This is a genomic window from Streptomyces sp. NPDC048606 (assembly GCF_040650855.1).
Taxonomy (GTDB): Bacteria; Actinomycetota; Actinomycetes; order Streptomycetales; family Streptomycetaceae; genus Streptomyces.
This window is the reverse complement of record NZ_JBEZIB010000012.1, coordinates 141,279-154,001: the sequence shown is the minus strand read 5'-3', so window position 1 is coordinate 154,001 and position 12,723 is coordinate 141,279. Positions and strand designations below refer to the sequence as shown.

Here is a 12,723-nt window from a genome sequence, read left to right as displayed (position 1 = left end):
CCCCGCCGTCCGCCTCAGGCTTCTGTCTCAGGCGTCCGCGTCCGGTCCGGCCGGCGCGGGCGCCGCGCGCCGACGGGCCGTGAACAGGGCCAGCGCGGCCATCGGCAGGATCAGCGCCGCCCCGATCGCGTTGAGCCAGCCGTAGCCCGCGTAGGCCATGATCAGGCCGGACGCCGCCCCGCCGATCGCGGCCGTCGTGTTCATCGTCAGGTCGCTCAGGCCCTGTACGGCGGCCCGTACGGGTTGCGGCACCGAGTCGGTCAGCAGCGCCGAACCGGCGACCAGACCGGCTGACCAGCCGAGACCGAGCAGGAAGAGACCGGCCGTGGTCTGGGCGTGGCTGCCGTTCGCGGTGCCGGCGAGCAGCGCGGCCAGCGACAGCAGCCCGGCCGAGAGGCCGATCACGGAGAGTCGGCCCAGCCGGTCGGCGAGCCAGCCCATGACGGGCGAGAAGGCGAACATCCCGGCGATGTGGATGCTGATCACGAGTCCCACGAGGCTCAGGTCCGCGCCGTGGTGCCCCAGGTCGACCGGGGTCATCACCATGATCGAGACCATGGTGGTGTGGGACACGGCGACGGCGACCAGCGCGAGCCGGGCCCGTGGGGAGGCCTTCACGGCGGCCAGCCCGGCGCGCAGCGAGTGGCCCGGCGGGGCGGTGTCGCCGGGCGTGGCCAGCGCCCGGGCCGTCAGCAGCGGATCGGGGCGCAGGAGCACGGCGACCAGCGCGCCGGTGACCAGGAAGACGCCGCCCGCCCAGACGAAGGGTCCCGCCGTCTCGGGTATCGCGGTGCCCGCGAAGGAGGCACTGGCCGGGGCGGACAGGTTGGGGCCGAGGACCGCGCCGATGGTCGAGGCCCAGACGACCACCGAGATCGCGCGGGCCCGCCGGTCGGGCGCCGCGAGGTCGGCGGCCGCGAAGCGGGCCTGGAGGTTGGCCGAGGAGGCGGCGCCGAAGGCGGCCATGCCGAGCATCAGCAGGGGGAAGCTCTCGACCACGGCGGACAGGACGACCAGGGCCGCGCCGGCGGTGGCGATGGCGTAGGCGAGGACCAGCCCGGGGCGGCGCCCGCGCGCGGTCATCAGGGCGGCCAGCGGGAGCGAGAACAGGGCCGTGCCGATCACGGCGGCCGTGGAGGCGAAGCCGGACAGGGATTCGGTGCCGCTGATCTCGGTGGCCAGGACGGGGGCCAGGGCGATGCTGATCGGTACGCCGAGGCTGCCCAGCATCTGGCTCGCTATCAGCACGCCGGATATGCGGCGTCTGAGCCGGGGCAGCTCCGCCTCGGTCACCGCGGCGGCCGCCGCGGTGGAGGCGTCGTGGGCGGCGGTCACCGTCGACACCCCGGGCACGGGAACGCGGCGGACGGGTCTGCGGCGGGGCCTGAGGCGCTGGGACTGGTCACAGGCGCAGTGTCCCACCCCCTGCGAACAGGGGAAACCGCATATCGAGCCCGCCCCGCCCGAGCCGGTGGCCGGGCGGCGGGGAGGTCGGCCGGTCAGAAGAGGGGCTGCGGGAGGACGCCCTCCAGGGCGAGCAGGACGCGCTTGGTCTCCACGCCGCCGCCGAAGCCGCCGATCCCGCCGTCGTTCTCCACGACCCGGTGGCAGGCCACGACCAGCGGCAGCGGGTTCGAGCCCATCGCGTTGCCCACGGCCTGGGCCGCGCCGGGTTGGCCGACCCGGGCGGCCAGCTCTCCGTAGCCGACGACCGATCCGTAGGGCACCGAGCGGTCCAGCTCCCGCAACACCTGGCGGTTGAAGCCGGAGCTGAGGCGCCAGTCGAGGGGCAGGTCGAACCGCCGCAGGGTGCCCGCGAAGTACGCCGCGAGCTGGCGCACCGGCTCGGCGAGGAGCACCTCCTCGCCGGGCGCCGGCCGCCGGGCGTCGGCGCCGAGCCGCGAGACCAGCGCGCCGATCAGCGCCTCGACGCGCTCCGGACCGGCGTGGAACTCCACCCGCACCAGCCCCTCGGGGGTCGCGGCCAGGAGGAGGGGACCGATGTCGCTCGGCACGACGGTCCATTCGAGGTGCGGCCCGCGCGGCCGCTCGCTGGTGTCCACACGACCACGGTAGTGCGCCGCGCCGACACCCCGCGCCGGCGACCGCGGCCCTCTAGGGCCTGTCGTCAAACTCCCGTCTGCCCCGCGACGCCCGGCACGCGCTCTCGCCGCACCGGACGGAAGACCGAGTACGTCCAGTACACGGGCTTCCGCCCGGCACGCCGAGAGCACGCACCGGACGCCGCGGGGCCGCCCTCCGGGCGACGACAGGAGTTTGACGACAGGCCCTAGTAGCCGCCCACGGCCCCGCGCACGACGTCCGGCGCGTTCGTGATGATCCCGTCGACGCCCATCGCCTGGACCTTCCGCGCGGTGGCCGCGTCGTCCACGATCCAGGTGTCCACCTCCATGGCCTTCCCGTGCGCCCCGAGCAGTCCGTGCACCGCCGCGACCCAGTCCGCGGAGATCGTGGTGTGCCACGGGTTGATGCGGTCGGTGAATTCCGCGTAGCGGGGCAGTTCGGCCACGGTCGGCGTGCCGAGGAAGGCCGTCACCAGGTCGGGTCGCAGTCCGTGCACGATGCGCACGGAGTCGGCGCTGAAGCTCTGCACGACCAGCCGGCCCTCGACGTGCCGCGCGTCGAGCCAGCCCATGTCCTCCAGCAGGTCCAGGGTCTGCCGCTCGATCCCGGGGTACAGCTCCGGCTTCTTGATCTCCAGCAGAAGCTTCTGCCGGTTGTGCCCCACCCGCTCCATGTACTCCCGCAGCGTGGGCACCCGCGCGCCCGCGTACCGGCCGTCGCCGAACCAGGCGCCCGCGTCCAGTCGGGAGATCTCCTCGGCGGTGAAGTCCTTGACCCGCCAGGGCTTGCGGTCGGGGAACACCTGCTCGACGTCGGTGGTGCGGGTCAGGGTGTCGTCGTGGATGACCACGAGTTCCCCGTCGCGCGTCCGCTGCACGTCGTTCTCGACCCACTCGAAGCCGAGCCACATCGCCCGGTCGACGGCTTCGAGGGTGTTCTCGGGGGCGTACGCGGAGGCCCCCCGGTGGGCGTAGACGACGGGCCCCAGCACACCGGCGCCCCGGGCGCCCGTCGCGGGCGCGGCGGGCCCGGGGGCCGTCGAGGCGGTCGCGGCCGCCGCGCCCAGCACGGTGAGGGTGAGGCCCAGGAAGGCGGCGGCTGCCGCGGCGGCGGGTCGGACGACGTACATGTGCGTTCTCCTCGGGTCGTGAGCCCTGCTTCTGCCTCAAACGGGTGGGGAGCGCCTGACGTTGCGGCGATACGCCCGATGTGTACCGGAGCGGGCCGCGTCACGGCGATCATGGGGCTGAAGATCACCGCGCCGCCACCGAACTACGACAAACGGACCAGACCGTGCCCGCTGTCGGTGGGGGGTCGTACGGTGGACCCATGCGGCCCGTATCGAAGATCGAACGAACGGTGGCGCCTTTCGAGGTCGTCAGCCCCTACCAGCCCAGCGGCGACCAGCCGGCGGCCATCGCCGAGCTGGAGAAGCGCGTGAACGCGGGGGAGAAGGACGTCGTCCTGCTCGGGGCCACCGGCACCGGCAAGTCGGCCACGACGGCCTGGATGATCGAGAGGCTCCAGCGCCCCACCCTGGTGATGGCGCCGAACAAGACCCTCGCCGCCCAGCTGGCGAACGAGTTCCGCGAGCTCCTGCCGAACAACGCCGTCGAGTACTTCGTCTCGTACTACGACTACTACCAGCCCGAGGCGTACGTACCGCAGTCGGACACCTACATCGAGAAGGACTCCTCGATCAACGAGGAGGTCGAGCGGCTGCGGCACTCCGCGACGAACTCCCTGCTGACCCGCCGTGACGTCGTCGTGGTCGCCTCCGTGTCCTGCATCTACGGCCTCGGCACCCCGCAGGAGTACGTCGACCGGATGGTGCCGCTCAAGGTCGGCGAGGAGATGGACCGGGACGCCCTGCTGCGCCGCTTCGTCGACATCCAGTACACGCGTAACGACGTGGCCTTCACCCGGGGCACCTTCCGGGTGCGCGGCGACACCATCGAGATCTTCCCGGTCTACGAGGAACTGGCCGTCCGCATCGAGATGTTCGGCGACGAGATCGAGGCCCTGTCCACGCTGCACCCGCTCACCGGCGAGGTCATCAGCGAGGACCGCGAGCTCTACGTCTTCCCCGCCAGCCACTACGTCGCCGGCCCCGAGCGCATGGAGAAGGCGGTCGCCGGCATCGAGACCGAGCTCGCCGCGCGCCTCGCGGAGCTGGAGAAGCAGGGCAAGATGCTGGAGGCCCAGCGGCTGCGCATGCGCACCACCTACGACCTGGAGATGATGCGCCAGATCGGCTCCTGCTCCGGCATCGAGAACTACTCCCTCCACATGGACGGCCGCGAGCGGGGCTCCGCGCCCAACACCCTCATCGACTACTTCCCCGAGGACTTCCTCCTCGTCATCGACGAGTCGCACGTGACGGTGCCGCAGATCGGCGCGATGTACGAGGGCGACGCCTCGCGCAAGCGGACCCTGGTCGACCACGGTTTCCGCCTGCCGTCCGCCCTCGACAACCGCCCGCTGAAGTGGGAGGAGTTCCAGGAGCGGATCGGCCAGACCGTCTACCTGTCGGCCACCCCCGGCCAGTACGAGCTCTCCCGCTCCGACGGCTTCGTCGAGCAGATCATCCGCCCCACCGGCCTCGTCGACCCGGAGGTCGTCGTCAAGCCCACCGAGGGCCAGATCGACGACCTGGTGCACGAGATCAGGCAGCGCGTGGAGAAGGACGAGCGGGTCCTCGTCACCACCCTCACCAAGAAGATGGCCGAGGACCTCACCGACTACTTCCTGGAGCTCGGCATCCAGGTCCGCTACCTGCACAGCGACGTGGACACCCTGCGCCGCATCGAGCTGCTGCGCGAGCTGCGCGCCGGCGAGTACGACGTCCTCGTCGGCATCAACCTGCTGCGCGAGGGCCTCGACCTGCCCGAGGTCTCCCTCGTCGCGATCCTGGACGCCGACAAGGAGGGCTTCCTGCGCTCGGGGACCTCCCTGATCCAGACCATCGGCCGCGCCGCGCGCAACGTGTCCGGCCAGGTCCACATGTACGCGGACCGGATGACGCCGGCGATGGAGAAGGCCATCGACGAGACCAACCGGCGCCGCGAGAAGCAGGTCGCCTACAACACGGCCAACGGCATCGACCCGCAGCCGCTGCGCAAGAAGATCAACGACATCGTCGCCACCCTCGCCCGCGAGGAACTGGACACCGAGGAACTGCTCGGGACCGGATACCGGCAGGCCAAGGACGGCAAGGGCGCCAAGAGCCCGGTGCCCGCCCTCGGCCTCGCCGCGGGCAAGGCCGGCGCGCCGGCCAAGGCCGCCAAGGCCGCCAAGGCCGCCAAGGGCGCGAAGGGGACGAAGGGGGCGGCGGCGGGCGCGGTGCCCACCGACCGGCCCGCCGCCGAACTGGCCGCGCTCATCGAGCAGATGACGGAGCGGATGCGGGGCGCGGCGGCCGAGCTGCAATTCGAGGTCGCCGCCCGGATCCGGGACGAGGTGGGCGAGCTCAAGAAGGAGCTGCGACAGATGAAGGAAGCGGGCCTCGCCTGACCGGGAGCCGGTCAGTAGGGTTGGATCCAGCCGCAGGAACACGCTGCGCGCCCACATCGGGGGCGGGCCATGGAGAGGGGACACCGCGTGACGGTCAACATGACCAAGGGTCAGGCCATCAGTCTGCAGAAGGCTGACGGCGGCACACTGACCGCGGTCCGGATGGGCCTGGGCTGGCAGGCGGCCAAGCGCCGTGGCCTGTTCGGCTCGCGGACCCGGGAGATCGACCTGGACGCGTCGGCGGTGCTGTTCGCCGACAAGCAGCCCGTGGACGTGGTGTTCTTCCGCCACCTGCAGAGCGACGACGGCTCGGTGCGGCACACCGGTGACAACCTGGTCGGCGGCGTCGGCCAGGGCGGGGACGACGAGGCCATCCTCGTCGACCTCCAGCGCGTCCCGGTCCACATCGACCAGATCGTCTTCACGGTGAACTCGTTCACCGGCCAGACCTTCCAGGAGGTGCAGAACGCCTTCTGCCGCATCGTCGACGAGACCAACGGCCAGGAGCTGGCCCGCTACACCCTCGACGGCGGCGGCCAGTACACGGCGCAGATCATGGCGAAGGTGTCCCGCGCGGGCGCCGGCTGGAAGATGACGGCCCTGGGCACGGCGGCCAACGGCAAGACCTTCCAGGACCTGATGCCGGCGATCCTGCCGCACCTGTAAGAGCCCGCGGCACACGGCACACCGGTACATCGCACACGGCACACGGCACACGGCACACGGCACACGGCACACGTCGCGCGACGCGCGGCGCGCGGCGACAAGAGAAGAAGGCACGGGGAGGGGCTGCACGATGACGGCCGAACTGGTCCGGGGGCAGAACCACCCCGTGTCCCACAGTCGGGTGGAGATCAGGGTCTCGGCGGGCACGGCCGTGCTCGCCGTGGCCACGCTGGCGGACGAGCGGGGCCGGTTCGCCGGCCCCGCCGTCCTGGCCCACCCCGGGGCCCCGGCCCTGCCCGGGCTTCTGGTGCCCGCGCTGCCCGGCGAGCGGCACACCGTGGCCGTCGACCTCGACGCCGTCGAGCCGGACGTCCACCGCGTGGGCGTGCACCTCGTACTGCCGCCCGGCGGGGCGCCGCGCTTCGGCGCGGTACCCGCCCCGTACGTCGCGGTGGCCGGCGAGGACGGCGCCGAGTTCGCCGGGTTCACCCTCACCGACCTCGACCCCGAGACGGCCGTCGTGGCCCTGGAGCTCTACCGCCGCCAGGGCTCCTGGAAGGTACGGGCCGTCGGCCAGGGGTACGCCGACGGGCTGGGCGCGCTGCTCACCGACGGGGGGCTCGCCGCGCCCCGGGCCGCCGAGCTCACGTCCGCGGCCCTGGGCCTCGTACCGGGCGGCGACATCACCCTGGCCGCGCTGCCCACCCCCGCCGCGCCCACCGTCCCGCGCGGTCTGCGCGCCCCGGTCGACGCCCCGCCCGCCGCGACCCCGACCCCTCCGGCGGACCCGATACCGGTCTCCGGGGTCCCGTACCCGACCGCGCCCGGCCCGGCGCCCGCCACCCCGCCCGGCCCGCCGGCCGCGGACACCCTCGGCGGCAACGCGTCGGCCGACGGGGGCCCGCCCACCATCGACTACGCCCACCCGCGCCGCCGCCGCACCAGCGCCGAGCCCCCCGAACCGGGCCCGCGCCCCGCGCCGCCCGCGGCCCACGGGGAGCACGCCCGGCCCGTCGCCGGCGACGCCAGTGGCTGGTCCATGGACGAGCGGCTCTACAACCAGGTCTGGGGCATGTTCGAGGACCTGGCCCGCACCGTCGCCGCCTACCGCGGCGCCGTCGAGTTCGCCGACAACCGTCTCGAACGCGAACTCGACGAGGCCCTGTCCGACCCCCGCCACCGGCTGGGCGGCTCGGGCGACGCCGCCCGTGACACCGCCCGGGCCCGTCGCGAGGAACTGGTGGACCGGGCGCGGGCCGTCCTGGACCGCGACCTCGTCCAGCTGACCGCCGAGTGCGAGGTCGTCGAGCCCGCCCTGCCGGCGGCGTACGCCCGCTGGGACAACCCCGTCTGGCACGCTCGCGCCGGCGAGCCCGAGGAGGGCCCGCTGGCGCTGCGCCTGGGCGACCTGACCCTGCCCGAGCGGCCCGACCTGCGGATCCCCATGCTGATGCGGCTCCCGCTGGAGCGCGGCCTGTGGATCGACAACGGCCGCACCGGTTCCGAGGCCGCCATGGCCATGGACAGCGACCGGCTGCGGCGGGCCGCGATGGACATGGCCGTCGCGCACGCCGCGCGACTGCTGGCCGTCCACCCCGCCGACCGGTTCTCCGTGCACGTCATCGACGCCGCCGGGGCGGGAGCCGCCTCCCTCGCCCCGCTGGTCGGGGCCGGGGTGCTGGCCGCGCCGCCCGCCACGGGCGCCGCCGGGGTCGCCAGGACCCTGGAGACGCTGACCCGTCGCGTGGACCTCGTACAGATGGCGCTGCGCGCCGGCGTCCCCGAGGAGCTGCCCGCCGACGTGGACCGGGCCGAGCAGCTGCTGATCGTCCACGACTTCCCGCACGGCTTCGACGACCGGTCCGTCACCCGCCTGCGCTATCTGGCCGACGAGGGCCCCGCGGTCGGCGTGCACCTGCTGATGGTCGCGGACCGTGACGAGGCCTCGGCGTACGGGCCGCTGCTGGACCCGCTGTGGCGGTCGCTGCTGCGCCTGTCGCCCGTCCCGGACAACCACCTCGCCGACCCCTGGGTGCAGCACGCCTGGACCTTCACGCCCGACCTCCCGCCGCGCGAGAGCCTGGTCCTGGAGCAGGCGCTGCACCGTGTCGCGGCGGCCCGGCGCGGAGGTCGATGACCGACCGCTGACCCGTTCTTGGTCTTCCCTTTACCTTTCCCCTCCTCGGCGGGTAACCTGGTGCCCGCGGAGGGGAGTATTCCTGCTTTCCTGCTACGGCGTACCCGTCAATACGGACCCATTGGGCGATACTGCCCGAAGTCGGTCCCGGGGCGTCGGCCCACGACCTCCAGGTCGCCCGGGTGGAAGAGACCTCCGGCAGCGATGAAGCTGACGATGTGCTGAGCCATCTGCCGGAGGCGTGGAAGTAGTGGACGTTTCGTTGACCCTTTGGGTGCTGACCATCGCGGGTCTGTGCCTTCTCATCGGCGCCGATTTCTTCATCGGCCGCAAACCGCACGACGTCTCCATCAAGGAGGCGGGCATCTGGACCGTCGTCTGGATCGCGCTCGCCGTGCTCTTCGGGCTCGGCCTGCTCTTCTTCGGCAACGGCCAGGCCTCCCAGGAGTTCTTCGCCGGGTTCATCACCGAGAAGTCCCTGAGCGTGGACAACCTCTTCGTCTTCGTCCTGATCATGGCGAAGTTCTCGGTGCCCTCGCACCTCCAGCAGCGCGTGCTGCTCGTGGGCGTGCTGATCGCCCTGGTCCTGAGGGCCGTGTTCATCGCGGCCGGCGCCGCGATCATCACCACCTTCTCGTGGGTCTTCTACATCTTCGGCGCGTTCCTGATCTACACCGCGTGGAAGCTGATCCAGGAAGCCCGCAAGGACGAGGACGAGGAGGAGTTCGAGGAGAACCGTCTCCTCAAGTCCATCGAGAAGAAGTTCGGCGTCGCCGACCGCTACCACGGCACCAAGCTGTTCATCCAGAACAACGGCAAGCGCATCATGACCCCCCTCATGGTGGTCATGCTCGCCATCGGCACCACGGACGTCCTGTTCGCCCTGGACTCGATCCCCGCGATCTTCGGCCTCACCCAGGACCCGTACATCGTCTTCACCGCCAACGCCTTCGCCCTGATGGGTCTGCGCCAGCTGTACTTCCTCATCGGCGGCCTGCTCAAGAAGCTGGTCCACCTCAGCTACGGCCTGTCCGTCATCCTCGGCTTCATCGGCGTCAAGCTGGTGCTGCACGCCCTGCACGAGTCGGGGCTGCACGTTCCGCAGATCTCCATCCCGGTCTCGCTGGGCGTCATCTGCGGCGTGCTGGTGATCACCACGATCACCAGCCTGATCGCCTCGAAGAAGCAGGCGGCGGCCGAGGCCGCCGCCACCGGCACCGCGACCGACACCGACGAGACGCGCAGCGTCGACGCCTGACGGTCGAGACGACACCCGGGGCCCCGCGGGGCCCCGGGGCTACGCGGGGGTGGCCGCTTCGGCCGCCCCCGCCTTCGCGTCCGCGTCCGCACCGGCCTTCGCGTCCGCACCGGCCTTCGCTTCCGCGCCGGCCGGCGCCTCCGTGTCCGCGCCCGCGTCGGTTCCCGGGCCCGTGCCCCGGGTGCCCGCGCGCGCCGGCCGGGTCTCAGGCAGCAGCGCGAAGCAGCCCAGGCTGACCAGCGCGATGACCGTCAGGTACACCGCGACCCCCCACGGCGGCCCCGACCCGTCCGCCAGCGCCGTCGCCACGATCGGGGTCAGCGCCCCGCCCAGCACCCCGCCCAGGTTGTAGCCGACGGCCGCGCCCGTGCACCGCACGCGCGGGGCGTACAGCTCGGGCAGGTACGCCCCCACCACCGCGAACATCGTCACCATCGCCAGCAGCGCCACCGTGCAGCCCACGACGATCAGCAGCGGGTCCCCGGTGCGCAGCAGGGCCACGAAGGGGAACATCCACACCACGCAGGCCGCGCAGCCGGCCAGGCACAGGGGGCGGCGTCCCCAACGGTCGCCGAGCACCGCCGGCAGCGGGGTCGCGACCCCCTTGACCAGGACCGCCACCATCACGCAGGCCAGCATCGTGGTGCGCCCGACGCCCAAGTGGGCGGTGGCGTAGGCGAGGGCCCAGGTGGTGACCGCGTAGAAGACGGCGTACCCGACGGCCATGGCGCCCCCGGTCAGCAGGAGCAGCCGCCAGTGGCCGCGGACGACCTCGGAGAGCGGCGCCTCGGCCCGCCGGCCGGTCTCCTCCAGCCGCCGGAACTCCGGCGTCTCCTCCACCGAGCGGCGCAGCCACAGCCCGGCCAGCGCCAGCAGACCGGCGAACCAGAACGGCAGCCGCCAGCCCCAGGCGGCGAACCGCTCGTCGCTCAACGTGCCGGACAGCGTCAGCATCAGGCCGTTGGCCAGCAGGAACCCCACCGCCGGGCCCATCTGCGGGAAGCTCGACCACAGTCCGCGCCGCCCCTCGGGGGCGTGCTCGGCGGTCAGCAGCACGGCCCCGCCCCACTCCCCGCCGAGGCCGAGCCCCTGGAGGAAGCGCAGCAGGAGCAGCAGGACGGGCGCGGCGACGCCGATCGAGGCGTACGAGGGCACGCACCCGACGGCCACCGTGGCCAGGCCGGTGAGCAGCAGCGAGCCGAGCAGCACGGGCCGGCGCCCGTAGCGGTCGCCGATGTGCCCGAAGACGACCGAGCCCAGGGGGCGGGCCAGGAAGCCGACGCCGAAGGTGGCGAAGGCGGCGAGGGTGCCGGCGAGCGGCGAGAAGGACGGGAAGAAGAGCGGCCCGAGGACCAGGGCCGCGGCCGTGCCGTAGACGAAGAAGTCGTAGAACTCGATGGCGGTGCCGGCGAGGGCGGCCGAGGCGAGCCGCAGCATCGGGACGGGGCGGGTCGGGGGAGGGGAGGGGTGCTGTCGCATGGTGCAGCAACTACCCCAACCCGCACCCCCAGGACATGCGTTCGGTCGGTATCGACCGGAAGGTGTGCATGGCCCCGCGATGTTGACGGACGTCGGGACGCCGTGACGTCCCGGACGTCAGGTCGTCACCAGCCGCGTTCGCGCCATTCGGCCAGGTGCGGACGCTCGGCGCCGAGGGCGGTGTCGTTGCCGTGGCCCGGGTAGACCCACGTCTCGTCGGGGAGCGGCGCGAAGATCTTGGCCTCGACGTCGTCCAGGAGGGAGGTGAAGGCCGCCGCGTCGCCGTGGGTGTTGCCCACGCCGCCCGGGAAGAGGCAGTCGCCGGTGAACACGTGCGGGTGACCGTGCGGGTCGTCGTAGACCAGCGCGATCGAGCCCGGGGTGTGGCCGACCAGGTGGCGGGCGGTCAGGGAGACCCGTCCGACCGTGATGGTGTCGCCGTCCCGGACGAGGACGTCCGTGGCGACCGGGATGCCCTCGGCGTCGTGGGCGCCGGCGTAGGTGCGCGCGCCGGTCGACTCGACGACCTCGGCGAGGGCGCCCCAGTGGTCGCCGTGCCGGTGGGTGGTGACCACGGACTCGATGCCGTCGTCGCCGATCAGGCCGATCAGCGTGGCCGGCTCGGCGGCCGCGTCGATCAGCAGCTGCGCCCCGGTGGCCCGGCAGCGCAGGAGGTAGGCGTTGTTGTTCATCTCGCCGACCGCGACCTTGGAAATCATCAGGTCCGCGAGTTCGTGCACGTCGGCCGGACCGCCGACCTTGACCGCTCCGCTGTACGTCATGACTGTGATCCTAGGGTCTGGGACGGGTGATCAGAGCGCCGGGAGCACGGGCAGGTCGTTGCCCGTCACGACGGCGAGGTGGGCGCCCTTGAGGTCGCGGCCGGCGAGCCAGCCGAGCAGCTCGTCGAGGGGGCCTTCGAGGACCACGGGGTCGCCCTCGGTGCCACCGGTGTGCCAGACCGGCTCGTCCCCGTACCCCTTGAGCGTGACCGGCGGGACGTCGGGGCGGCCGGACCAGCGGTCGGCGAGGAAGGCGATCTCGCGCTCGGTGAACTCCCGCGACAGGTCGGACAGCTCGTAGCCGATGTTGAGGTCGACGTGGTGCAGCTCGACCTCGATGAGCCGGCGGAAGGGCACGTTGGCCGCGAGGTCGGTGACCCCGTTGCGCAGCTCGACGGTGCGCGACCAGTCCTGGTCGGGTTCGGTCGTGGCGAGGAAGCGCTCCCCGGAATCACGGAGGTCCCGCAGGTGTTCCTCCAGGGGGCGACCGGCGTCGCGCGCGATGTCGGAGTCGCGGGCCGTGCCGCTCTCGTACATCGGGCGGCCCTCGAAGACGTTCACGAGGGCGTCGGCGTTGCGGGCGAGGTGGGCCAGGATGTGGCCCCGGGTCCAGCCGGGGAGGTGTGACTCCTCGGACAGGGCGGCGTTGTCCAGTTTCGCGACCGCGGTCAGCAGTCGGTCCGTGGCCTCATGTACGGATCGCAGGTCGTGCACATGATCAGTCATGGATCCGAGCCTAGTGGGCCCCGGGGCCGCGACACACGATCGGGTGAAGCGGTCTCGCGAGTGCCGTAAATCGAATG

Annotated in this window: 10 protein-coding genes; 4 read left to right on the top strand and 6 right to left on the bottom strand. The window is 72.6% G+C overall.

Annotation, left to right across the window (positions count from 1 at the left end):
* Positions 1 to 27: 27 nt before the first annotated feature.
* The 3 genes from AB0D01_RS15900 to AB0D01_RS15890 form a co-directional block, all read right to left on the bottom strand.
* Positions 28 to 1,344 carry an MFS transporter gene (locus AB0D01_RS15900; protein WP_363055738.1) on the bottom strand — a complete coding sequence of 439 codons (1,317 nt, stop codon included), beginning with the start codon at positions 1,342 to 1,344 and terminating at the stop codon, positions 28 to 30.
* A gap of 155 nt (positions 1,345 to 1,499) precedes the next feature.
* Entirely contained in the window at positions 1,500 to 2,063 is a 564-nt protein-coding gene (locus tag AB0D01_RS15895; RefSeq protein WP_363055737.1) for a methylated-DNA--[protein]-cysteine S-methyltransferase, read from the bottom strand.
* Positions 2,064 to 2,290: 227 nt separating this feature from the next.
* Positions 2,291 to 3,214 (bottom strand): glycerophosphodiester phosphodiesterase family protein, encoded by a 924-nt coding sequence (locus AB0D01_RS15890; RefSeq protein WP_363055736.1) that lies wholly within the window; start codon positions 3,212 to 3,214, stop codon positions 2,291 to 2,293.
* A 200-nt stretch (positions 3,215 to 3,414) separates the two neighbouring features.
* On the opposite strand from AB0D01_RS15890, the gene uvrB reads away from it, so the two are divergent.
* The 4 genes from uvrB (at position 3,415) to AB0D01_RS15870 (ending at position 9,659) form a co-directional block, all read left to right on the top strand.
* Positions 3,415 to 5,598: an excinuclease ABC subunit UvrB gene (uvrB, locus tag AB0D01_RS15885; protein ID WP_363055735.1), complete on the top strand. Its 2,184-nt coding sequence runs from the start codon at positions 3,415 to 3,417 to the stop codon at positions 5,596 to 5,598.
* Positions 5,599 to 5,685: 87 nt separating this feature from the next.
* The gene (locus AB0D01_RS15880) at positions 5,686 to 6,264 is read left to right on the top strand and encodes a TerD family protein (protein WP_363055734.1); all 579 of its coding nucleotides are present in this window, start codon (positions 5,686 to 5,688) and stop codon (positions 6,262 to 6,264) included.
* 130 nt (positions 6,265 to 6,394) lie between these two features.
* Positions 6,395 to 8,401: a TerD family protein gene (locus AB0D01_RS15875; protein ID WP_363055733.1), complete on the top strand. Its 2,007-nt coding sequence runs from the start codon at positions 6,395 to 6,397 to the stop codon at positions 8,399 to 8,401.
* A gap of 250 nt (positions 8,402 to 8,651) precedes the next feature.
* Positions 8,652 to 9,659 carry a TerC family protein gene (locus AB0D01_RS15870; RefSeq protein ID WP_363055732.1) on the top strand — a complete coding sequence of 336 codons (1,008 nt, stop codon included), beginning with the start codon at positions 8,652 to 8,654 and terminating at the stop codon, positions 9,657 to 9,659.
* 39 nt (positions 9,660 to 9,698) lie between these two features.
* Here the strand turns inward: AB0D01_RS15870 and AB0D01_RS15865 are convergent, their stop codons facing one another.
* From AB0D01_RS15865 to AB0D01_RS15855, 3 genes are all read right to left on the bottom strand, one after another.
* Positions 9,699 to 11,096 carry an MFS transporter gene (locus tag AB0D01_RS15865; protein WP_363055813.1) on the bottom strand — a complete coding sequence of 466 codons (1,398 nt, stop codon included), beginning with the start codon at positions 11,094 to 11,096 and terminating at the stop codon, positions 9,699 to 9,701.
* A gap of 167 nt (positions 11,097 to 11,263) precedes the next feature.
* Positions 11,264 to 11,920, bottom strand: coding sequence for an MBL fold metallo-hydrolase (locus tag AB0D01_RS15860; protein ID WP_363055731.1), 657 nt, complete (start codon positions 11,918 to 11,920; stop codon positions 11,264 to 11,266).
* A gap of 30 nt (positions 11,921 to 11,950) precedes the next feature.
* The gene (locus AB0D01_RS15855) at positions 11,951 to 12,646 is read right to left on the bottom strand and encodes a maleylpyruvate isomerase family mycothiol-dependent enzyme (protein WP_363055730.1); all 696 of its coding nucleotides are present in this window, start codon (positions 12,644 to 12,646) and stop codon (positions 11,951 to 11,953) included.
* Between the last annotated feature and the right edge of the window lie 77 nt (positions 12,647 to 12,723).

What these genes read in the sequence shown, in the direction of transcription:
- AB0D01_RS15860 (WP_363055731.1), bottom strand. Translation starts at nt 11,920, where the DNA reads ATGACGTACAGCGGAGCGGTCAAGGTCGGCGGTCCGGCCGACGTGCAC.
- AB0D01_RS15875 (WP_363055733.1), top strand. Translation starts at nt 6,395, where the DNA reads ATGACGGCCGAACTGGTCCGGGGGCAGAACCACCCCGTGTCCCACAGT.
- AB0D01_RS15865 (WP_363055813.1), bottom strand. Translation starts at nt 11,096, where the DNA reads ATGCTGCGGCTCGCCTCGGCCGCCCTCGCCGGCACCGCCATCGAGTTC.
- uvrB (WP_363055735.1), top strand. Translation starts at nt 3,415, where the DNA reads ATGCGGCCCGTATCGAAGATCGAACGAACGGTGGCGCCTTTCGAGGTC.
- AB0D01_RS15855 (WP_363055730.1), bottom strand. Translation starts at nt 12,646, where the DNA reads ATGACTGATCATGTGCACGACCTGCGATCCGTACATGAGGCCACGGAC.
- AB0D01_RS15890 (WP_363055736.1), bottom strand. Translation starts at nt 3,214, where the DNA reads ATGTACGTCGTCCGACCCGCCGCCGCGGCAGCCGCCGCCTTCCTGGGC.